At 71.4% G+C, this 20692-nt stretch carries 13 protein-coding genes; 10 read left to right on the top strand and 3 right to left on the bottom strand.

Annotated features, from left to right (window positions below; genetic code table 11):
• Positions 1-86: 86 nt before the first annotated feature.
• A complete protein-coding gene (locus ABZ880_RS50295) occupies positions 87-416 on the bottom strand; it encodes a WhiB family transcriptional regulator (protein WP_361277810.1) in 330 nt (109 codons plus the stop codon).
• 382 nt (positions 417-798) lie between these two features.
• Here ABZ880_RS50295 and ABZ880_RS50290 point away from each other — a divergent pair, with 382 nt between their 5' ends.
• The 4 genes from ABZ880_RS50290 (at position 799) to ABZ880_RS50275 (ending at position 5204) form a co-directional block, all read left to right on the top strand.
• Positions 799-1410, top strand: coding sequence for a response regulator transcription factor (locus tag ABZ880_RS50290; protein WP_003948568.1), 612 nt, complete (start codon positions 799-801; stop codon positions 1408-1410).
• Between the two features lie 321 nt (positions 1411-1731).
• Positions 1732-2319, top strand: a complete 588-nt coding sequence (locus tag ABZ880_RS50285) for a sigma-70 family RNA polymerase sigma factor (protein WP_093905211.1) — start codon at positions 1732-1734, stop codon at positions 2317-2319.
• Between the two features lie 154 nt (positions 2320-2473).
• On the top strand, positions 2474-3976 hold the full coding sequence (gene guaB / locus ABZ880_RS50280) for an IMP dehydrogenase (RefSeq protein WP_361277809.1): 1503 nt from the start codon (positions 2474-2476) through the stop codon (positions 3974-3976).
• Between the two features lie 103 nt (positions 3977-4079).
• On the top strand, positions 4080-5204 hold the full coding sequence (locus tag ABZ880_RS50275; RefSeq protein ID WP_361277808.1) for a GuaB3 family IMP dehydrogenase-related protein: 1125 nt from the start codon (positions 4080-4082) through the stop codon (positions 5202-5204).
• Positions 5205-5644: 440 nt separating this feature from the next.
• On the opposite strand, the gene ABZ880_RS50270 is transcribed toward ABZ880_RS50275, so the two are convergent.
• Positions 5645-6853 carry a nucleotide sugar dehydrogenase gene (locus ABZ880_RS50270; protein ID WP_361277807.1) on the bottom strand — a complete coding sequence of 403 codons (1209 nt, stop codon included), beginning with the start codon at positions 6851-6853 and terminating at the stop codon, positions 5645-5647.
• Between the two features lie 273 nt (positions 6854-7126).
• On the opposite strand from ABZ880_RS50270, the gene ABZ880_RS50265 reads away from it, so the two are divergent.
• Positions 7127-8833 carry a glycerol-3-phosphate dehydrogenase/oxidase gene (locus ABZ880_RS50265; protein ID WP_361277806.1) on the top strand — a complete coding sequence of 569 codons (1707 nt, stop codon included), beginning with the start codon at positions 7127-7129 and terminating at the stop codon, positions 8831-8833.
• A gap of 95 nt (positions 8834-8928) precedes the next feature.
• On the opposite strand, the gene ABZ880_RS50260 is transcribed toward ABZ880_RS50265, so the two are convergent.
• On the bottom strand, positions 8929-9972 hold the full coding sequence (locus ABZ880_RS50260) for a serine hydrolase domain-containing protein (protein ID WP_361277805.1): 1044 nt from the start codon (positions 9970-9972) through the stop codon (positions 8929-8931).
• Positions 9973-10145: 173 nt separating this feature from the next.
• Between ABZ880_RS50260 and ABZ880_RS50255 the strand changes: the two genes are divergently transcribed.
• The 5 genes from ABZ880_RS50255 (at position 10146) to ABZ880_RS50235 (ending at position 20602) form a co-directional block, all read left to right on the top strand.
• Positions 10146-12416: a serine/threonine-protein kinase gene (locus ABZ880_RS50255; RefSeq protein ID WP_361277873.1), complete on the top strand. Its 2271-nt coding sequence runs from the start codon at positions 10146-10148 to the stop codon at positions 12414-12416.
• A gap of 163 nt (positions 12417-12579) precedes the next feature.
• Positions 12580-15336, top strand: coding sequence for a protein kinase (locus ABZ880_RS50250; protein ID WP_361277804.1), 2757 nt, complete (start codon positions 12580-12582; stop codon positions 15334-15336).
• Positions 15337-15539: 203 nt separating this feature from the next.
• Positions 15540-17216: a serine/threonine-protein kinase gene (locus tag ABZ880_RS50245; RefSeq protein ID WP_361277803.1), complete on the top strand. Its 1677-nt coding sequence runs from the start codon at positions 15540-15542 to the stop codon at positions 17214-17216.
• A 66-nt stretch (positions 17217-17282) separates the two neighbouring features.
• Entirely contained in the window at positions 17283-18890 is a 1608-nt protein-coding gene (locus ABZ880_RS50240; protein WP_361277802.1) for a serine/threonine-protein kinase, read from the top strand.
• A gap of 92 nt (positions 18891-18982) precedes the next feature.
• On the top strand, positions 18983-20602 hold the full coding sequence (locus ABZ880_RS50235) for a serine/threonine-protein kinase (protein ID WP_361277801.1): 1620 nt from the start codon (positions 18983-18985) through the stop codon (positions 20600-20602).
• The last annotated feature ends 90 nt before the right edge of the window (positions 20603-20692 follow it).

Raw genomic sequence — 20692 nt, 5'->3', positions numbered from 1 at the left:
GCAAAAACGAAGGGCACGCGTGCGTGCCCTTCTCGACGGGAGCTCGGGGTCCGGGAGCTCTTAATCCGGAACGAAGAAACGTTCCTTCAATTGTTCGAGGCGCTCACCCCGCCGGTCGCCCCCGCCGACACCAGCCGGTTCCGCGCCCGCCCCATGAGCTCTTCGCGCTCGTCCTCGGTCAGGCCGCCCCACACGCCGTACGGCTCGCGCACCGCCAATGCGTGCGCCGCGCACTGCGCGCGTACCGGGCACCTCATGCAGACCTCCTTGGCCGAGTTCTCGCGAGCGCTCCGGGCCGCACCGCGCTCACCCTCCGGATGAAAGAAGAGCGAGCTGTCCACCCCGCGGCAGGCAGCCAGCAGCTGCCAGTCCCACAGGTCCGCGTTCGGTCCGGGAAGGCGGGAGAAATCTGCCATTGCGTGACCCCTTGTAGCCGTTCTGAGCGGATACGGTGCTCACGACCGTACATCTACGATCTAAGGAGATGAAAATATGACTCATTGCGAATCTAGCCTCAGACACCAGTAGATGGGAAGAAAAGGGGTCTAAATGGGGCATGGGTTGTGATGAAACGTTGAGGGTCCGCCTTGCATCTCTGCATCGTGTCCGCCCCCTCACGTAGAGTGCCGAAGATGGCACACAGCCCCGTAACTCTTTCGAGTGACCGTCGTTGAGAGTGCGGAGGCGGTTGAAGCAACAAGTGCTCGGGCAGGCGTCCGAGACGGTCGACCGCACAGGTGACGATTTCGTACCAGCCTGGAGGCTCAAGGTGACGTGCATCAGCTGCGGAGGGCGGCCATGACATCCGTCCTCGTCTGCGACGACTCCCCGCTTGCCCGAGAGGCGCTCCGCCGCGCGGTCGCGACCGTGCCCGGCGTCGAGCGCGTGACGACCGCGGCCAACGGCGAGGAAGTCCTCCGCCGCTGGGGCGCCGATCGCTCGGACCTGATCCTGATGGACGTGCGCATGCCCGGACTGGGCGGCGTCGAGACCGTGCGCCGGCTGCTCTCCGCCGACCCGGGCGCGCGCATCATCATGCTCACCGTCGCCGAGGACCTGGACGGCGTGGCCCTCGCGGTCGCCGCCGGTGCGCGCGGCTATCTGCACAAGGACGCCTCGCGCGCGGAGTTGCGCGCGACCGTCACGCAGGCGCTTGCCGACCCGACCTGGCGGCTGGCCCCGCGGCGGCTGCGGTCCGCCGAGATGGGTGCGGCGCCGACGCTCACGGCGCGTGAGATCCAGGTGCTCGAAGGGATGAGCCACGGACGGTCCAACGCGGAGATCGGGCGTGAACTGTTCCTGTCCGAGGACACGGTCAAGACGCATGCTCGGCGGTTGTTCAAGAAGCTGGGCGCGTCCGACCGGGCGCACGCGGTCGCGCTCGGGTTCCGCTGGGGTCTGGTTCGCTAAGAGCTCGGCCGTGCAGGGCCGTCGCCTTGGTGCGGGCCGTTTGTGGCTGGTCGCGCCCCGTGGCGGAGTCGCATGTCGATGCTGTCCCGCGCCCCTTCAGGGGCGCGGATGCGTACCCCGGTCAAGTGGCGCTGACGGTGCCCGCTGCTCGTTTCGGCGCGGATGCCGCATCCTTGAGATGTGGAGTCTCTCGGGGACGAGTCGGTCGAGCGGAAGGGGAGGGCGCAAGGGATGAGTTCCGGCGCACCTGCTCATAACGCTTCGGTGCACAACATCGGACACGGTGCCACGGGCCGCGCGGCCGCAAGGCACCATGGACCGATGCGCGACGACGAGGCGGCGAGTGCCGCAGGGGCGATCGGTGCACTCGTCCATCGCGCCGTCGACGGAGACGAGCAGGCCACGCATGACCTGCTCGCCCATGTCCACCCCCTGGCGCTGCGCTACTGCCGCACCCGTCTGTCCCGGCTGCCGGGCGACGCTCGGCACTTCGTGGAGGACCTCGCGCAGGAGGTCTGCGTCGCCGTCCTCCTCGCGCTGCCGCGCTACCGGGACACCGGCCGGCCCTTCGAGGCGTTCGTGTTCGCCATCGCCGCGCACAAGGTCGCGGACCTGCAGCGGGCGGCGATGCGGCATCCGGGCTCGACGGCGGTTCCCTCCGACGAGATGCCGGAGCGGCCGGACGACTCGCTCGGCCCGGAGGAGCGCGCCCTGCTCAGCAGCGACGCAGAATGGGCCAAGAAACTGCTGGCCAACCTCCCCGAGAACCAGCGCGAACTGCTCCTGCTGCGCATCGCGGTGGGCCTCACGGCCGAGGAGACGGGCCAGATGTTGGGAATGTCACCCGGAGCGGTCCGGGTGGCCCAGCACCGGGCGCTGAGCCGCCTCAGGGCACTCGCAGAACAGTGACACCTGCGCCGTAGGCGCCTTCCTTGAGCAGGCCGCTCAACAATTCCGTACGAACATACGAAGCCCATGGTCACCCGGAACCGTGGAATTCGAGAGCCGTGCTTCCCGTTAGCATGGACATCCGCACCGATCAAGGCCATTTGGGGAAGGTGTCATGACTGCAAACGTCGACGGAGTGCCCGGTAAATTCGCGACACTCGGGCTGACCTACGACGACGTGCTGCTGCTGCCGGGTGCATCGGAAGTGCTCCCCAACGCGGTCGACACCTCGTCCCGCATCTCCCGCAACGTCCGGGTGAACATCCCGTTGCTCTCGGCGGCGATGGACAAGGTGACCGAGTCCCGCATGGCGATCGCGATGGCCCGTCAGGGCGGCGTCGGTGTGCTGCACCGCAACCTCTCCATCGAGGACCAGGTCAACCAGGTCGACCTCGTGAAGCGCTCCGAGTCCGGCATGGTCACCGACCCGATCACGGTGAACCCGGACGCGACGCTGGCCGATGCCGACGCGCTGTGCGCCAAGTTCCGCATCAGCGGTGTGCCGGTCACCGACGGCGGCGGCAAGCTGCTCGGCATCGTCACCAACCGCGACATGGCCTTCGAGAGCGACCGCTCCCGTCAGGTGCGCGAGGTCATGACCCCGATGCCGCTGGTCACCGGCACGGTGGGCATCTCCGGCGTCGAGGCCATGGAGCTGCTGCGCAGGCACAAGATCGAGAAGCTTCCGCTGGTCGACGACGCGGGTGTCCTCAAGGGCCTGATCACGGTCAAGGACTTCGTGAAGGCGGAGCAGTACCCCAAGGCCGCCAAGGACTCCGAGGGCCGGCTGCTGGTCGGTGCCGCCGTCGGCGCCAGCCCCGAGGCGCTGGAGCGCGCCCAGGCGCTCGCAGAGGCCGGTGTGGACTTCCTGGTCGTCGACACCTCGCACGGCCACAACAGCAACGCCCTGAGCTGGATGTCGAAGATCAAGTCGAGCGTGCGCGTCGACGTGATCGGCGGCAACGTCGCCACCCGCGACGGCGCCCAGGCGCTGATCGACGCCGGCGTCGACGGCATCAAGGTCGGTGTGGGCCCGGGTTCGATCTGTACCACCCGCGTCGTCGCCGGCATCGGCGTCCCGCAGGTCACCGCCATCTACGAGGCCTCCCTCGCGGCCCGTCCGGCAGGCATCCCGCTGATCGGCGACGGCGGCCTGCAGTACTCCGGCGACATCGGCAAGGCGCTCGCGGCCGGTGCCGACACGGTGATGCTCGGCAGCCTGCTCGCGGGCTGCGAGGAGTCGCCCGGCGAGCTGCAGTTCATCAACGGCAAGCAGTTCAAGTCGTACCGCGGCATGGGCTCGCTCGGCGCCATGCAGTCCCGTGGCCAGGCCAAGTCGTACTCGAAGGACCGCTACTTCCAGGCGGAGGTCGCGGCCGACGACAAGCTCGTGCCCGAGGGCATCGAGGGTCAGGTGCCCTACCGCGGTCCGCTGGCCAACGTCCTGCACCAGCTCGTCGGCGGTCTGCGCCAGACCATGGGCTACGTGGGCGCGGCCAGGATCGAGGAGATGGAGACCAAGGGCCGCTTCGTACGGATCACGTCGGCGGGTCTCAAGGAGAGCCACCCGCACGACATCCAGATGACGGTCGAGGCGCCGAACTACAGCAGCAAGTAGTTCTCACGCTTCCCGAGGGCGGTCCCGGAGCATCCGGGGCCGCCCTTGTCGTACCCGTCGGCGATACTGGAGGCGCTGAAACGCAGAGGGAAAGGCCACAGACGTGACTGAGATCGAGATCGGGCGCGGCAAGCGCGGCCGCCGGGCGTACGCCTTCGACGACATCGCCGTCGTCCCCAGCCGCCGTACGCGGGACCCGAAGGAGGTCTCGATCGCCTGGCAGATCGACGCCTACCGCTTCGAGCTGCCATTCCTGGCCGCCCCCATGGACTCGGTCGTCTCCCCGGCCACCGCGATCCGCATCGGCGAGCTCGGCGGCCTCGGCGTACTGAACCTCGAGGGCCTGTGGACGCGGTACGAGGACCCGCAGCCGCTGCTCGACGAGATCGTCGACCTCGACGCGGAGACCGCGACCCGACGGCTGCAGGAGATCTACGCCGCCCCCATCAAGGAGGAGCTGATCGGCGCCCGCCTGAAGGAGGTGCGCGACTCCGGCGTGGTCACGGCGGCCGCGCTCTCCCCGCAGCGCACGGCGCAGTTCTCCAAGGCGGTCGTCGACGCGGGCGTGGACATCTTCGTCATCCGCGGTACGACGGTCTCCGCGGAGCACGTCTCCGGCTCGCACGAGCCGCTGAACCTGAAGCAGTTCATCTACGAGCTCGACGTCCCGGTGATCGTCGGCGGCTGCGCCACGTACACCGCGGCCCTGCACCTGATGCGCACCGGCGCGGCGGGCGTCCTCGTCGGCTTCGGCGGCGGCGCGGCGCACACCACGCGCAACGTGCTGGGCATCCAGGTGCCGATGGCCACCGCGGTCGCGGACGTGGCGGCCGCCCGCCGTGACTACATGGACGAGTCCGGCGGCCGGTACGTGCACGTGATCGCGGACGGTGGCGTGGGCTGGTCCGGCGACCTCCCGAAGGCGATCGCCTGCGGCGCCGACTCGGTGATGATGGGCTCCCCGCTCGCCCGCGCGACAGACGCGCCGGGCAAGGGCCACCACTGGGGCATGGAGGCCGTCAACGAGGAGCTGCCGCGCGGCAAGAAGGTCGACCTCGGCACGGTCGGCACGATCGAGGAGGTCCTGACGGGCCCGTCGCACACCCCCGACGGCTCCATGAACTTCTTCGGCGCACTGCGGCGGGCGATGGCCACGACCGGGTACAGCGAGCTGAAGGAGTTCCAGCGGGTCGAGGTGACGGTGGCGGACTCGCAGCACAAGCGGTAGGGCTTACGGCGGTCGAAGGGCCGGTCATCCCGGGTGGGTGACCGGCCTTTTGCATGCCCAAGTGGGCTGGTGGGGGCGTGCCCATGGGCCGTCACCGCAAGCCCACTCGCTGGGACCGGATCCGTCTTCGGACGGTGCAATGCCGGAGGAGGTGGGTATTGCGGATTTTTGGCTGGTGAGCGGCCGCCCCCATAGGGAGTAGGGGCGGACACCCGTAAACCGGTCAGGAGCCTGCCGCAGTTCCCGCTGCGGTGGGCTCCACTCTTTTGGCGGGATGGTGAGTGGCCGTCCCCATAAGAGCTGGGGGCGGACACTCCGTGATCCATCCACGAGCCTGCCGCAACGACCTCAGCGGTGGGCTCCACCTGTCTCCGTAAGGTACCCGCGCCGCGCCCCGCCTGCCACCAGCCCCCGGAGCCCGTCCACCCGCGCGCCCCCCTTCACAACCGATGCGCCGCCCCCGTAGGCGCCGCCCCCCTCGTGTCCAGCAGCAGCTGTGCCTTCACCGACAGGCCCTGGAGGTCGTACGTGCGGTGGTGCTGGAGCAGGATCGTCAGGTCGGCGTCGGCCGTGGCCTCGTAGAGGGAGTCCGCGCGCGGGACCGGGCGGTCCAGGACGTTCCAGGACGGGACGTGCGGGTCGTGGTAGCTGACGGAGGCGCCGAGTTCCATCAGGCGGACGGCGATCTCCCGGGCGGGGGTGCCGTGTTGGTCGGCGAGGTCGGGCTTGTAGGTGACGCCGAGGAGCAGTACGCGCGCCCCGCGCGCCGACTTGCCGTGCTCGTTGAGGAGCGCCGCGGCGCGCTGGACGACGTAACGGGGCATCTGGCTGTTGACCTGCTGCGCCAGTTCGACCATCCGCAGGGTGCGGCCGGCGGTGTGGGTCAGGTCCTGGGGGACGGTGTGGCCGCCGACCCCGGGGCCCGGGCGGAAGGCCTGGAAGCCGAACGGCTTGGTCTCCGCGCAGCGGATGACGTCCCAGAGATCGACGCCCAGGTCGTGGCAGAGGACGGCCATCTCATTGACGAGCGCGATGTTGACGTGCCGGAAATTGGTCTCCAGGAGCTCCACGGTCTCCGCCTCGCGCGGGCCACGCGCGCGTACCACCTTGTCCGTGAGGCGGCCGTAGAACGCGGCGGCGGACTCGGTGCAGGCGGGGGTGAGACCGCCGATCACCCTCGGGGTGTTGGCCGGGGTGAAGTCGCGGTTTCCGGGGTCCACCCGGCTGGGGGAGTAGGCGAGGTGGAAGTCGCGGCCCGCGCGCAGCCCGGAGCCCTTTTCGAGGAGGGGACGGAGGAACTCCTCCGTCGTGCCCGGGGGTACGGGCGACTCCAGGATGATCGTGGTGTGCGGGCGCATGTGCACGGCCAGGGCGCGCGCGGCCGCCTCCACCTGGCCGAGGTCGAGCGCGCCGTCCGCGTCACGTGGGGTCGGTGCGCAGACGACCGCGGTGCGCACGCGGCCGAGCTCGCCCGGGCTGGTGGCGTGCCGGAAGCCCCCCGAGAGCATCCGGCGCAGTTCGGCGGGGCTGAGGGAGCCCGTCTCGGGCCCGGTCCGGTAGCCGAGCGTGGGAATGCCGGCGGCGACGGCTGCCTGCGCCAGGGGCAGGCCGAACGGGCCGAGTCCGATGACGGCGAGATCTGCGGGCATGGCGTGGGCCGTCCTTCTCAGTAACCGAAGCGGGACACATGCGCAAGCCCTGTGGACAGGACGGGCGAGGCGCTATGTCAGACTAGGAGTAAATATGCCGATTTGCGGGATTGCTCGTACGTGTTTTCCGGAGGTCACGGGAATGTTGTCCACAGGCTGGGGGTGAGTGGTGGCTGAAGTCGGGCAAGCCGGTCAGAATTTGGGCAGGGGAGGGAGAGGAACCGGGCTTCGCCCTACGGGTGCGGCCGGCGCTACCGACAGCAGGAGGCAGCGGTGAGGACAGCGACACTGGGGCCGGCGCAGCGAGCCGAGTCACTGGCGGGAATGGCCGAGCGAGAGCTGGACGTGCTGGTCGTGGGCGGCGGTGTGGTCGGTGCCGGAACCGCCCTGGACGCCGTGACGCGCGGTCTGTCCACGGGACTGGTCGAGGCGCGTGACTGGGCGTCGGGCACCTCCAGCAGGTCCAGCAAGCTGATCCACGGCGGACTGCGCTATCTGGAGATGCTCGACTTCGCGCTCGTACGAGAGGCACTCAAGGAGCGTGGCCTGCTGCTGGAGCGGCTCGCCCCGCACCTGGTGAAGCCGGTGCCGTTCCTGTATCCGCTGCAGCACCAGGGCTGGGAGCGCCTGTACGCCGGTTCGGGCGTCGCGCTCTACGACGCCATGTCGATGGCCCGCGGACACGGCCGGGGGCTGCCGATGCACCGGCACCTGACCCGCCGTCACGCCCTGCGCGTGGCACCCGCCCTGAAGAAGGACGCGCTGGTCGGAGCCCTGCAGTACTACGACGCCCAGATGGACGACGCCCGCTATGTGGCCACCCTGGTGCGCACGGCGTCGTCCTACGGCGCCAAGGTCGCCAACCGCGCGCGTGTGACGGGCTTTCTGCGGGAGGGCGAACGGGTCGTCGGCGCGCGCGTGCAGGACGTCGAGGCGGGCGGCGAGTACGAGATCCGCGCCAAGCAGATCGTGAACGCGACGGGCGTGTGGACCGACGACACCCAGGCCATGGTCGGAGAGCGCGGGCAGTTCCACGTCCGGGCGTCCAAGGGCATCCACCTGGTCGTACCGAAGGACCGCATCAACTCCTCGTCCGGGCTGATCCTGCGCACCGAGAAGTCCGTGCTGTTCGTCATCCCGTGGGGGCGGCACTGGATCATCGGCACGACGGACACCGACTGGGACCTCGACAAGGCGCACCCGGCGGCCTCCAGCGCGGACATCGACTACCTGCTGGAGCATGTGAACTCGGTGCTCGCGGTGCCGCTGACACGGGACGACGTGCAGGGCGTGTACGCGGGTCTGCGCCCGCTGCTGGCCGGCGAGTCGGACGCCACCAGCAAGCTGTCGCGCGAGCACACCGTGGCGCATCCCGCGCCCGGGCTGGTCGTGGTGGCGGGCGGCAAGTACACGACGTACCGGGTGATGGCCAAGGACGCGGTCGACGAGGCGGTGCACGGACTCGACATGCGGGTCGCCGAGTGCGTGACGGAGGACGTGCCGCTGCTGGGGGCCGAGGGCTATCGCGCGCTGTGGAACGCGCGGGCGCGCACCGCCGCGCGCACCGGCCTCCATGTGGTGCGCGTGGAGCACCTGTTGAACCGGTACGGGGCGATGGCGGAGGAGCTCCTCGAACTCGTCGCCGCCGATCCGTCGCTCGGTGAACCCCTGCAGGCCGCCGACGACTATCTGCGCGCCGAGATCGTCTACGCCGCCTCGCACGAGGGCGCCCGCCACCTGGACGACGTGCTGACCCGGCGCACCCGCATCTCCATCGAGACCTTCGACCGGGGGACGCGGAGCGCCCGGGAGGCCGCCGAGCTGATGGCGCCGGTGCTCGGCTGGGACAAGGACCAGATCGAGCGCGAGGTCGAGCACTACGAGAAGCGGGTGGAGGCCGAGCGGGAGTCGCAGCGGCAGCCGGACGACCTGACGGCGGACGCGGCGCGGTTGGGAGCGCCCGACATCGTGCCGTTGTGATCGTGCCGTTGTGATCGTGTCGTTTCAGAAGCCTGGAGCGCAGATCACCCGAACGGGTGTCGTGAACCGGGATCTTCGTTCGGAACCGGGTCGTTCTACGGGGTGCGAGCGCAGAACTCGGCGGCGAGCAGCCGTGGTTCGAGGCCGGGGTCTGCGATCGCGTCCGTGTTCACGCGGAAGGTGAGGACACGCCGGCCGTCGACGGTGGCTGCGGTGCGCACGTAGCTGCCGGTGATGCGCCCGTTGTGCCCCCACACCGTGACGCCGCACGGCAGCTTCACGGGAAACAGGCCCATGCCGTACGAGCCGTGTGCGGTGCGGGTGTCGCGCATCTCGCGCAGCCAGCGCGGGGGCAGCAGTTCGCCGCCGAGCAGGGCCGCGTAGAAGCGGTCCAGGTCGGCGAGCGTGGTCACCAGCTCGCCCGCGGCTCCGGCCACCCGCGGGTCGAGTTCGGTGACGTCGTTCCCGGCGGCGGTGTAGGCGCGGCCGTGCGGAGAGGGCAGCGAGGTGCGGGAACCGGGGAAGGAGGTGCCCGTCAGACCCAGCGGAGCGATGATGCGGCGCTCGGCCTCGGAGGCGTACGAGTGGCCGGTCACCTGCCGGACGACCATGCCGAGCAGGACGTAGTTGGTGTTCGAGTAGCGGAAGCGGCCGCGGTCGGCCGGGGGGTGGGTGAGTGCGATGCGCACGGCCTCATCGGGGGTCAGGGGGACGATGCCCCCGGTGTCCCGGGTGAAGTCGTACAGACCGCTGGTGTGGGTGAGCAGGGAACGCAGGGTCAGCGCGCGGCCGTCGTTGCCCGCTCCGTGCACCAGGCCCGGCAGGTGCTGCTCCACCGAGTCGGACAGGGAAAGCCGGTGTTCCGCCGCGAGTTGCAGGACGACCGTCGCGATGAAGGTCTTCGTGATGCTGCCGGCGCGGAAGTGGTCGTCGCGGGCGATTCCCCGGCCGGCCCGGGCGTAGCGGGTGCCGGACTCCTCGCGGGCCAGGAGGGCCGCGGCGGGGGCGTCGCCCGTGGTGACCAGCAGCGGGAGGACTGTGTCCGTGGCCGGTGCGGCCGGCGCAGAGGAGGCAGTCGGGGCGAGACCGAGGAGGGCCAGGGACACAGGTACGGCAAGTAGCGTCCGAAGCGGCGTCATCGCGGGGGGCCTCCCTTGTCGGGGCCCATCATGCAGGGCGGCGGAACGTGCGCTTCAGCGGGCCCCCGGGTGCACAGGGCCCCGGTGGGGCCTCACGGGCACCCTGGGCGTTGGGCACTTGTCGGGTGAGGGACAATGGAGGCTCTGTCAGGGCGGGTTGCATGAGGGGACGCATGTCGGAGGCGGAGCGGGCGGGGACATCTCGTCAGGACACTCGTCAGGACAAGAGCGAGCGTCTTCTCGCCGGGCGGTACCGGCTGGGAGGAGTGCTCGGCCGCGGCGGCATGGGCACGGTGTGGCGGGCCGAGGACGAGACGCTGGGCCGGACGGTCGCCGTCAAGGAGCTTCGGTTCCCGTCGAACATCGACGAGGACGAGAAGCGCCGGCTGATCACGCGGACGCTGCGCGAGGCCAAGGCGATCGCGCGGATCCGCAACAACAGTGCGGTGACGGTCTTCGACGTGGTCGAAGAGGACGACCGGCCGTGGATCGTGATGGAGCTCGTCGAGGGCAAGTCGCTCGCCGAGGTCATCCGGGAGGACGGCCTGCTGGAGCCGAAGCGCGCGGCCGAGGTCGGGCTCGCGATCCTCGACGTGCTGCGGTCGGCGCACCGCGAGGGCATCCTGCACCGTGACGTGAAGCCGTCGAACGTGCTGCTGGAGGGCGAGACCGACCGGGTCGTGCTCACCGACTTCGGCATCGCCCAGGTCGAGGGCGACCCGTCCATCACCTCGACCGGCATGCTCGTCGGCGCGCCCTCCTACATCTCCCCGGAGCGGGCCCGCGGGCACAAGCCCGGGCCCGCGGCGGACCTGTGGTCGCTCGGCGGACTGCTGTACGCGGCGGTCGAGGGCGTGCCGCCGTACGACAAGGGCTCCGCGATCGCGACGCTGACCGCCGTGATGACCGAGCCGATGGAGGAGCCGAAGAACGCGGGGCCGCTGAAGGACGTCATCTACGGGCTGCTGACCAAGGATCCCGCCAAGCGGCTCGACGACGCGGGCGCGCGGGCGATGCTCAACCGTGTGATCCACGCGCCCGAGCCGAAGGAGGCCGAGCCGGAGCCGCCGGCGGACGCGACCAGGGTCGTGCCGATTCCGGTGCAGCCCGACGCGCCCGCGGGCAAGGGGAGTTCGGGGGGCTCCGGCAGCAAGCGGGGCGAGGAGGCGGCGGAGAAGCTGCGCGGGGCGCTGCGTTCCGTGCGGAAGGCCGCCGTGGCTGCGGGTGCGGCGGCCGGTTCGGCGGCTGCGGCTCGGAGCAAGTCGGGGAGTGGTACGGCGGGTTCGGGGTCCGGCGGTGCCGGGGCCGGTGGCACGGCGTCCACCGGGGCGGCTGCCGAAGGTGGTGCTCCGGGGACTGCCCCTGCGGCCGGTTCTTCGGCTCCGGCCGCTCCGACCGCACCGCCCGCTGCCAGTCCGCCCACGAAGCCGATGCCTCCCGTGCCTCCGGCGCCCGCGGCACCGACTTCGACGCCGTCCTCGGCGCCGACGATTCCCTCGCAGTCCTCGGGGACGCCCGCGGCTCCCTCGGGAACCGCGCCTTCCTCGGCCTCTTCGGCGTCCTCGAGTGGAGCGGCCGGCGGGAGCCGGGAGCCTGCGGCGCTGGGGGCGAACCAGCAGGCCGGGGGGCGGAGTTCGGGGTGGCCCGTGATGACGCCGCCGGATCTGCCGCCGCGGCCCGTGCCCAGGGCTCCGCTCACGGACGTGGTGCCGAAGCGGACGCTGGTGATCATCGCGGTGGTCGTGGTGCTCGCCGTGCTCGGGACCGTGCTGGCGCTCACGCTCGGCGGGGACGACGACAAGAACACCAACGGTGCCAAGGGCAGTGACGCCAAGGTCTCCGCGAGCGCGTCGGCCAGTGCCGACACCAAGGAGGACAAGAGCGGCGGGAGCGGTACGGACGGTTCGAGCCGGTCCGACGCGGACTCGACGGCCGGGGGCACACCCAGCAACAGTCCGAGCGCGTCCGGTGGCAGCGGTGCGGCGGCGGACGGCTCGTCCGGGGGCGGCAGCGCGGTCAAGTCGACGTACCACGGGAGCCAGGGGTACTCGATCGGGCTGCCCAAGGGGTGGAGCTACCAGTCCACGGGTGCGGCGGGGGACCGGTTCACGGGGCCCGACGGGCAGAAGCTGCTCGTCGCCTGGACGTCCACGCCCAAGGGCAACGCGGTGACCGACTGGGAGAACCAGGAGCGCTACATGACGCGCTCGCAGTACAAGAAGATCCGGATAGAGCAGGTGGACTACCGCGGTTGGAACACCGCGGACTGGGAGTTCACCTATGTCGAGAGCGGGACCACGTACCGGACCATCGACCGGGGGTTCGTTGTCAACGACCATCTCGGATATGCGCTGATGTACACGGCCAAAGCCGCCAATTGGGACACCGCCCTCCGTGAGAACACCTGGAAGACGCTCGCGAAGACGTTCGAACCGAAGTCGTAAAGTGACCGGTCCCGTGTTTGAGGCGTGAGATCTGGGATCCCTCTTTGCGGGTTGCCTCCGGCACGTATCGTGAAGGCTTGCGGACCGTACGCATCCGGGTATGCGTTCGGAACGGGGCGCAAGGTGAACGGAATTGACCAACCGGGCGGCTGGGGGAGGCAACGTGGACGACTATGCGGGACGGGTACTCGCCGACCGCTACCGCCTGCCGTTGCCGCCGTCCGACGAGTACGAACTCACCGAGAGCCGGGCCTTCGACACCTACAGCGGGCAGGAAGTCCTCGTCAGGCAGGTGCCGTTGCCGGAGGTCGTCGAGGCCGAGGTGCTCGACGCGGAGGGGCTGCCCGACGGGTTCACGGCGCGTGATCCGCGGGACCGCGGGGCACGGCGGCCCTCCGGGCGCGGTGGTCCCCGGCGGCCCACCGATCCGGCCGTACGGCGTGCGGTCGAGGCCGCGCAGGCCGCGGCGCGGATCCCCGACCATCCGCGGCTGGACCAGGTCTTCGACGTGTTCGCCGAGGGCGGTTCGCTGTGGATCGTGAGCGAGTTGGTGGCGGCCCGGCCGCTGGCCGCCCTGCTCGCCGAGAAGCCGCTGACGCCGTACCGGGCGGCCGAGGTCGCCTCCGACGTCCTCATGGCGCTGCGTGTGCTGCACGCGCACGGCTGGGTGCACCGGAACATCACGGCCCGTACGGTGCTCGTCTGCGACGACGGCCGGGTGATGCTGACCGGGCTCGCCGTCGGGGCGGCGGAGGAGGCGCTGTGCGGTTACGACCCGGTGCCTGCGCCGGACGATGAGGGAAGTGCCGGAGCGGCCGGGGCCGGAGACTTCGGCGACGGGGGCGCCGGTGGGCCCGGTGGGGGCAACGGCTCGGGCGGTCCGGGCAGTTCGGGCGGCTTCGGCGGTCCCGGTGGTGCGGGTGGCTTCGGCGGCCCGGGTGCGCAGGGCGGTTTCGGGGCCCAGGGCGGGCCGGGGGACGCCGATCCCGAGGCTGCGCGGCGTGCTGCCATCAAGGCTCGGGCGGCCGGCGGGCTGCCGAGCGCCGGGACCGAGACGGCGAACGGAGCGGGGGCGACCGGGGGCTTCGCGCCCAAGGCCCTCGAGAGCGGTGGGGACATTCGCGCCGCGCGGGCCGGGGCGATCGCCGCGTACCGGGCGGGAGCGCGGGCCGCGGCCAGGGTTCAGGAGGCGCAGAACGGTCGTGCGGCACTGCCCGGTGCCCGCCCCGCGCCCGAGGGCGGCCCCGCGGCGGGACCCGGCGGCCCGGCACAGCCGTACGCAACCGGCGACGTGGTGGAGAGCGCGCCCGGCGGCACTGCGCCCCCGGGCCGGATAGCCGACCCCTACGGCGTGAGCGCCACCCCCTGGCACGGTGCCGCGCCCCGCACCTCGACCGGCGGCACACCGGTGGCCGGGGGCAACGGGGGGGCTCAACTCCCGGGCCAGAGCGGGCGTTCGGCGCTGCCGCCCGGGGGCGGCGAGGGCGACGGTGCCTCCTTCGCGTCCGGCATGTCGGCACCCGGCCTCGACACGGCGCCTCCCGCGGGGGTTCCGACGCAGGCCTCCCACGCGCCTGCCCTGCCCGGTCCCGCGTCCGCCGCAACTCCGCCCAGCCGCTGGGACGACCTGGCGGCCGGCACCCCCGTCCCGCGCGGCCCCGCCACCGCGCTCGCCGCCGAGCGGGCGCGGCAGGCGCGGATGGCTGTCGTAGGACCGGTGACGGAGCGTTGGGCGCCGGAGCAGGCCGGACCCGTGCACGAGAACTGGCAGTTGGCGCCGCCGATCGGGCCCGCCACCGACCTGTGGGCGCTCGGGGCGCTGCTCTTCAGGGCCGTGCAGGGGCATGCCCCGTATCCGGAGGAGTCGACGGCCGAGCTGGTGCAGATGGTGTGCGCCGAGCCGCCGGCCTTCGCCGAGGAGTGCGGTCCGCTCAGGCCGGTGGTCGAGTCGCTGCTGCGTCAGGACCCCACCGAGCGGCTGGACTTCGAGGAAGTGCGCGGCTGGCTGCGCTCGTTGGTGCGCTCCGCGCCCGAGCCCGACGCGGGTGCGCATGTCGTCGCCGCGCCGCCCGCCGACTCCAGCCGGCTGCCGGTCGTACGGCGGCGGGGCGAGCTGGTGCGCAGGCGGCGCGCGGGGCTGCCCGCGACCACTGCGCACGGGCGGCACAAGCGGGCCAAGGAGCAGACCCACTCACCGCGCAGACTCGGCCGGACCCTGCTTCTGCTGATACTGCTCCTGCTGGCCGCCGCGGTCGCGTACGCCGTGATGTTCATGCCGAAGGCCGGCGAGGACGGCGCGGCGGGCAGTGACCGTACCGGCACCGCCGGGGAGGTCGGTCCCGCCCCCGAGCAGTCGGACAAGGAGGCGAGCAGCGAGCCGCGGCCCGACCAGACCTCGCCCAAGTCCGAGAGCACTCCGTCGAAGTCGGCCGGGGCGACCGAGACGCAGACCACGGGGCCCGAGGTCGCCAAGGGCTTCACACTGCGCAAGGACCCCGAGGGCTTCCAGGTCGCCGTGGCCAAGGGCTGGTCCCGCGCGGACAAGAACACCTGGAACCAGATCGTGTACTCGCACGGCGACTTCGAGCTCATCGTCGTCCCCGGACGGGACGGCGCGGTCACCTACGGCAGCGACCCGATGGCGTACCAGCGGGACAAGGAGCACGAGTTGCAGCCGTACCGCAGCTCCAGCTGGGCCACCGCGACCGGGCTGCGCACCGTCACGGTGGGGACACGGACCATGGCCGAGGGGCAGTTCACCTGGACCGACGACGACGGGCAGGACCTCTACGTGCGCAACCTCGCGATAGTCATCAACGGGCGCTACCACGTGGTGCAGGTGCGCGGGCCGGAGTCGCAGCGGGACGAGGTGACGAAGCTGTACGAGCAGGCTTCGGACACGTATCAAGTGACCGGCTGATGGACTCGGAGTGACCGACTGATGGACGAAGTGACCGACCGATCCGGCCCGTGAACAGCCCGTGACGGGCTCAGGGTTGACTGGCGTCACAGGGAAGCGACAACCGTCACAGTGCGGTTTCCTTGGGACCCCCGTGGTTCCCTGGCCGTGGTCCAGTCCTTAGTCTGACCCTGTCAAGAGCATTGCGGGGCAACGTGAATCAGATGCAGGGCCAGCTTGTCGCGGGCCGCTACCGGCTCGCCGACTCGATCGGCAGCGGGGGCATGGGCCGCGTGTGGCGTGCGCACGACGAGGTGCTGCACCGTGCCGTCGCGATCAAGGAGTTGACCGCCGCGCTCTACGTCTCCGAGAGCGACCAGGAGCGGCTGCTCGCGCGCACACGCGCCGAGGCGCGGGCCGCAGCGCGCATCAACCACTCCGCGGTCGTCACCGTGCACGACGTGCTCGAGCACGACGGCCGGCCGTGGATCGTGATGGAGCTGGTCGAGGGCTACTCGCTGGCGGACGCGGTCAAGGAGCGCGGGCGGGTCGAGCCCGCCGAGGCTGCCCGGATCGGCCTGTGGGTGCTGCGGGCGCTGCGCGCCGCGCACTCCGCCGGTGTGCTGCACCGCGATGTGAAGCCCGGAAACGTGCTCATCGGGCACGACGGACGTGTCCTGCTCACCGACTTCGGCATCGCCCAGATCGAGGGCGACACGACCATCACCCGCACCGGCGAGGTCGTCGGCTCGGTCGACTACCTGGCCCCCGAGCGCGTCCGCGGCCACGACCCGGGCCCCGCCTCCGACCTGTGGGCGCTCGGCGCCACGCTGTACACGGCGGTGGAGGGCCGCTCGCCGTTCCGGCGCACCTCGCCGCTGTCCACCATGCAGGCGGTCGTCGAGGAGGAGGCCGCGGGTCCGCAGTACGCGGGCCCGCTCGGCCCGGTCCTGACCGCCCTGCTGCACAAGGACCCCGCCGCACGTCCGGGCGCGGCCGAGGCCGAGCAGCTGCTCGCCGAGGCGGCGGAGGGACGGCGGCCGCACGGGGCGCAGGTCTACGTCCCGACGCAGCACACCGGGTCCCGCTACGAGACGACGACCGGCACGGGCCCGCACACCGGCCCCCAGACGGGCCCGCAGACCGGCTCCGCCACGCCGTACCCGCCGGTGACCGGACCGACCGCGTTCGGCCCGAACGGGCTGGGCCCGGGACAGCCGACCACCATCGGCGCCGCTCCCGCACCCGCGCCGAAGCGCCGCCGACTGCGCGCCTTCGTCCTCACGGTCGCCCTCGCCGCGATCGTCGCCGGCGGCACGGCCGTGCTGCTGCAGAACGAGGGCCGGCCGAGTGGCTCGGTAGGTCCCTCCGCCTCGCAGAGCCCGTCGCCGACGAGCTCGCCCACCCAGAGCGCCGACGGAAACGTTCCCGCCAACTGGAAGCGGTACGACGACCAGTGGGGCTTCACCGTCTACCTGCCCAAGGGCTGGCAGCGCAAGGAGGTCGGCGTCAACGGCGACCTCAGACAGGTCGACTACACGCCCGACGGCGGCCGGCACTTCGTCCGAATCGCCATCGACACCTCGCCGGACTTCAAGGACGCCTACTCGCACCAGCTGGACCTGGAGCAGCAGCTCCAACGGCTGGTCGACTACAAGCGCGTACGCATGGAGCAGAACAACTACCGCGACCGGGACGGCTCCCTGTGGGAGTACACCTGGACCGCGCAGGCGAAGGACACGCCCTTCCCCGGGCCGCGCCGCGCCATCGAGGAGACGTACATGGCCCGCGACGGGTCCGAGTACGCCATCTACATGTCCTCGCCGGCGGCGGACTGGGCGAAGACGAGCAGGCAGTTCAAGTCGGTGCTGCAGGGCTGGCAGGAGAAGACCTCCCAGTGACGGCCCGACGGGGTTGGCCGGTCGCCGCCCCGGAGCCGGTCCGTCCGGTGCGGCATGATGGGGCGCATGGGGACCGAGGGGGAGAACGTCCGCGTCATCGCGGGCCGGTACCGGCTCGAGGCGAGACTCGGGCGCGGTGGCATGGGCGTGGTGTGGCGGGCGACCGACGAACTGCTCGGCCGGCAGGTGGCGGTCAAGGAGATCCCCCTCGACCTCGACGACGCGCTCTCCGCGGACGAGGCCCGGCGCCAGCGCGACCGCACCCTGCGCGAGGCGCGGGCGGTGGCCCAACTGCGCCACCCGCACATCATCGTCGTCCATGACGTCGTCGAGCACGACGAACGCCCGTACATCGTCATGGAGTTGATCGACGGCGGCTCCCTCGCCGACCGAATCTCCGCGCGCGGCCCGGTCGACGCCGCCGAGGCCGCCCGGATCGGCATCGCCCTGCTCAGCGCGCTGCGCACGGCGCACGAGGCCGGGGTCCTGCACCGCGACATCAAGCCCGCCAACGTCCTGCTGGAGTCCGGCTCGGACCGGGTCGTCCTGACCGACTTCGGCATCGCCCAGGTCGCGGGTGCCACGACGCTCACCGAGACCGGCTCCTTCGTCGGCTCGCCCGAGTACACCGCGCCGGAGCGGATGTCGGGGGCGAGGACCGGGCCCGAGTCCGATCTGTGGTCGCTGGGCGCGCTGCTGTGCACCGTCCTGAGCGGTGAATCGCCGTTCCGGCGCGACTCGTTGGGCGGCATCCTGCACGCCGTGGTGTTCGACGAGATCCGCCCGCCGGTGCAGGCCGGGCCGATCCTTCCCGTCGTACGAGGGCTGTTGGAGCGGGATCCGGACCGGCGGCTGGACGCGGCCGAGGCCGAGCGGATGCTGCGTGCCTTCCGCGACACCGGCCGCTCCCCGCAGCTGCCGCCCGGATACACGCCCACGCAGCAGGACGTGCCCAGGCCGCCCGCGCCCACACCGCCGTCGCCCACCGTCGAGACCCGGCGCTCCACCCGGGGCGTGCTGGTGGCGGCGCTGCTCGTCGCCGCGATGGCCGGGGCGGGCGTGTCGGCGGCGGCCCTGCTCATGAACCGGGACGGCGCGGACGGGGGCCGTACGCCCACGAGTTCGGCACCGGAGACCTCGGTGAGCGCCTCGGCGTCGTCCCGCACGCCAAGTGCGTCGAGCACGCCGAGCGCGTCGGACACGGCCTCCTCCGCCACGGCGACCCGCCCGTCCGCGCCCTCCGGCTACCGCGTCGCCGACGACCCGGCCGGCTTCTCCCTCGCCGTACCGGAGGACTTCACCCGCAAACCGCAGGGGGAGCGCGTCTTCTACATGTCCTCGGGAGAGACGTTCCGCCTCGGCATCAAGGTCACCGAGCCCGAAGAGGGCGGCCCGCTCGCGGTGATGCGGCGCGCGGCCGCCAAGGGGCCCGACAGCAACCCCGGTTACCACGACGGCAAGGTCACCGCGACCACCCGGCACGGACATGACGCAGCCCTCTGGGAGTTCACCTGGAACGGATTCAGCACCGCGGAGGGACCCCGGCACACGTACGACCTCTGCTGGGAGGAGGGCGGGCAGATGTACGACGTGTGGGTGTCGGCGCCGGTCGGGAAGGTGCGGGAGGCGAAGGAGTACTTCGACGTGGCGGTCGACACGTTCGCACGTACATAAAGCGGAAATAAGCGGCAGGCTGGGTCACGGGTCTGTGACCGGTGTGCGTTCCGTGTGGATGCCGAGACGCGTGGCGCGATATGGATGGACGCATGAGCAACAACGGGGGCACCGGCCACGAGTCCGACGAGACGACGAGTTTTGTTCTGCAACCGCCGAATCAGTCGAACCCGTACGCCGCGCCCACCCAGGTAGTCCCGCCGCAGTCCCAACCCGCGCAGATGCCGCAGGACCCTGGTGCGGGGCGTCTCATCTCGGGTCGTTACCGGTTGCTCGCCAAGCTCGGGCACGGCGGTATGGGCACGGTGTGGCGCGCCAAGGACGAGACGGTGGACCGTGAGGTCGCCGTCAAGGAGCCCCGCGTCCCGGAGCATCTTCCCGAACGTGAACGTGCCAACGCCTTCGAGCGGATGCGCCGCGAGGCACGCGCAGCGGCCCGTCTGGACCACCCGGCGGTGGTCAACGTGCACGACGTGGCCGTGGTCGACGGCCAGCCGTGGATCGTCATGGAGTTGGTGCAGGGCCGTTCGCTGGGCAGCGCCCTGCAGGAGGGCACGCTGGGCGCGCGCGAGGCGGCGCGGGTCGGCCTGGAGGTGCTCGGCGCCCTGGAGGCCGCGCACGCGGCGGGCATCCTGCACCGCGACGTCAAGCCCGACAACGTGCTGCTCGGCCGGCACGACCGCGTCGTCCTCACCGACTTCGGTATCGCGCAGATCGAGGGCGAGACGAACCTGACGGACACCGGCGGCTTCGTCGGCTCGCCCGAATACATCGCCCCGGAAAGGGTGTTGGGCCAGCGCCCGGGCCCGGCGTCCGACCTGTGGTCCCTGGGTGTGGTGCTGTACGCGGCCACGGAGGGCGTCTCGCCGTTCCGTCGCAGCAACACGCCGGCCACGCTGCAGTCGGTGCTCAACGCCACGCCGGCGCCGCCCGCTTCGGCGTCCGGCCCGCTGGCCCAGGTGATCACGGGCCTGCTGCAGAAGGATCCGGCCGGACGCCCCACCGCCGCCCAGGTCCGTGCGCTGCTCGAGGAGACCGCGAACCCGTCGGCTCCGGCGCCCACGCAGGCCGTGCAGATCGTCGCGGGCCGTGGTGTCCGCCTCGGCCGCAAGGCGTGGCTCGGGATCGGTGCGGGAGTGGTCGCGGCGGCGTTGGCGGCGTTCCTGGTGATCGCGGATCCGTTCGCGGGACCGCTGCCGGACGGCTGGAAGACGTACGACCTCGGCACGAAGATCGGCTCAAGTGTCGGACTGCCCACCACCTTCGTGGAGGCGAAGCCGGACAGCGACTCGGACGGCACCATCGTGAGGTACGCGGACCCGAGCGGAACGGTCTGGGTGACCGTGGACCGCGACATCAAGGCCGACGACAAGAACAACGAGATCCCCGAATCGGCGCCGGCCAGGGCTTTTGCGGAGTGGGCGACGCTCAAGGACGGGGAGTACTCCTGGGGTCTCGCCGACGACCCCGCCCCCAAGGGCGAGCCGAAGGAGACCACGTACAAGGACCACAAGGCCGCCGCGAACACCATCGTCTACACGTCCGAGGACACCCCGCAGCTGCGTGAGGCGCAGGTTCTCTACTACCGCGCGAGCAACGGCGACATGTACCGGCTGTGGATCGACTACCCGGGCAAGGGCAGCTACTTCACCGCGGAGGGCAGGAAGATCGCCAGTACGGTCCTGGCGAACTGGGACGTCCACAACCTCTAGGGCTCTTCTGATGGATCTCCGTGGGAGAAGGAGCGGCGTTCGGTGCGTGCTCTCGGCGTGCCGGGCGGAAGCCCTCGTAGCGGAGCTACT

It is taken from the genome of Streptomyces sp. NPDC047043 (assembly GCF_040644055.1).
GTDB lineage: Bacteria > Actinomycetota > Actinomycetes > Streptomycetales > Streptomycetaceae > Streptomyces.
The sequence above is the reverse complement of the archived record's forward strand: the minus strand, read 5'-3'. Positions and strand labels throughout refer to the sequence as shown.